Raw genomic sequence first — 2,217 nt, forward strand, 5'->3', positions numbered from 1 at the left:
TCACGGGGTTCAGCATCTATCAAAGCTTGGTGAGAAACTAATTCCTTGTTCTCTTCTCCGTAGAAAATTTCTCGCAACATCGACAGCAGATAAATCGGAGTTAAAATTACTCCCACTGCCATCAAGAATACCACAATGACTTTGAAGGTAGAGCTATAAGCATCGCTAGTAGCAAAGCCGACAAATACCATTAATTCTGCCACAAAACCGCTCATCCCTGGCAGTGCCAAAGAAGCCATCGAACAGGTGGTGAACATGGCGAAAATCTTCGACATTCTCTTGCCAACACCGCCCATTTCATCCAACATCAGGGTATGTGTCCGGTCATAAGTTGCGCCAACCAGGAAGAACAAACTCGCCCCAATTAACCCGTGGGAAACCATTTGCAACACTGCCCCACTTAAACCTAAATCGGTGAAGGAAGCAATACCAATGGTGACAAAGCCCATGTGGGAAATTGAGGAGTAGGCAATTTTTCGCTTCAGGTTGCGCTGGGCAAAGGATGTCAAGGCAGCGTAGATGATATTAACTACCCCCAAAACCACCAACACTGGTGCAAAAAGAGCGTGGGCATCGGGGAGCATTTGGGCATTCATCCGAATTAAGGCGTAACCGCCCATTTTCAACAGAATACCTGCCAATAACATGTGTACGGGCGCTGTCGCTTCACCGTGGGCATCAGGTAGCCAGGTGTGCAAGGGAATAATCGGCAACTTGACGGCGTAGGCAATCAGGAAGCCAGTATAGACGGCAAGCTGGAAATTGAGGGCGAAGTCTTTTAAAGCGATCGCTCGCATGTCAAACGTCACCGTATCGCCGTAAAATCCCATTGTTAGGGCAGACAGCAAAATAAACAGCGACCCGCCAGCAGTGTATAAAATGAATTTGGTCGCTGCATATTGCCGCCTTTTGCCTCCCCAAATCGACAGCAGAAAGTATATCGGCACCAGTTCCAGTTCCCACACCAGGAAAAATAACAGCATATCCTGGACGGCGAACACGGCAATCTGACCGCCATACATCGCCAACATCAAGAAGTAAAATAGCTTCGGCTTGAAGGTAACAGGCCAAGCTGCTAAAATCGCCAGCGTGGTAATGAATCCAGTCAAAATAATTAGGGGCATGGATAAGCCATCTGCCCCTACTGACCAATTCAAATCTAGTTGGGGTACCCAGGGGTAACTCTCGACCAACTGCAAATTTGGATTGGAGAAATCATACCCAGTATAAAAAGCATAAACAATTAGTGCAAAATCTATCAGCCCTACGATGAGGGAGTACCAGCGCACTGTTTTGCCTTCTTTATCCGGGATGATGGGAATCAGTAGTGAAGCGGCTATCGGCAACAGAATAATCGTCGTCAGCCACGGAAAATTAGCTGTATTCATCACAATTCGTCTGCTATCAAAATCATGTTTGGCAAAAAGTCACTAGTTATTAACTAACAGCTTTTTGAGGATTTCGTCTTCCTCGTTAGGTTGATTTAATTAAATTGGCAATCCCCTATTTTTTCTCTTGGAAGTCTTTTTTGACACTTGCGGCTGCGGAATGTGCGTTGTGATACTGGCAGTCAAGTTAAAAATTTACCGTAAAAAAGTTGGTAAAATTATAGTTTAGGGGTGCGATCGCGTAATCTAAACCATCGCTAAAAATACATGATGCTGTTACACTGGTACACGCATAGCTGAGGCTGTTTCAATAAGATTATCACTTTCGTTAGCAAAATCAAGTGAATTCAGGTGATTATGTTGAATTTTATAGGTAAAGTTGTTAATCAAAAAAATCTACCTATTAAAGATGCTAAGGTTTCATTGGAAGGTCTAGGAATTCCACTTGTAAACCACACTGATGGAGAAGGAGTTTTTAGATTTGCAATTAATATCATTAGTGGGAATAATATTAACGTAAACATTAGGGTAGAAGCTGAAGGATATAGACCATATAACCGTTATAGTGAGTTGTCTATTGATAATAAAAATCTTGAAGAAATTCGACTCATTGAGAATGACATAGATAACCCTATCCAACCACCAGTAGCCATCAATGTTGCTAAGATAGGAGCAATAGCCACAGTTGTAGCAGCATTGATAGCTGGTGTGGCAATGTTCTTGTCTAACTCTTTTGGAGGAACAAAACCAACTCCACAAACCCCAACTCCACAAACCCCAACAGAATCTATTAATTCTTCACCAGGAAAAATTACACCTAATCCTAAAC

Annotated in this window: 1 protein-coding gene and 1 pseudogene; one reads left to right on the top strand and one right to left on the bottom strand. The window is 43.0% G+C overall.

Annotation, left to right across the window (positions count from 1 at the left end):
• The coding region (locus LC574_RS36785) for an NAD(P)H-quinone oxidoreductase subunit 4 (protein ID WP_229458562.1) at positions 1-1,388 on the bottom strand (1,388 nt) is incomplete at its 3' end.
• A gap of 357 nt (positions 1,389-1,745) precedes the next feature.
• Here LC574_RS36785 and LC574_RS36790 point away from each other — a divergent pair.
• Positions 1,746-2,217, top strand: a pseudogene (locus LC574_RS36790) (hypothetical protein); the annotation flags it as partial.

The sequence above is a fragment of the Nostoc sp. CHAB 5715 genome (assembly GCF_020829685.1).
In the GTDB taxonomy this organism is placed as follows: domain Bacteria; phylum Cyanobacteriota; class Cyanobacteriia; order Cyanobacteriales; family Nostocaceae; genus Nostoc.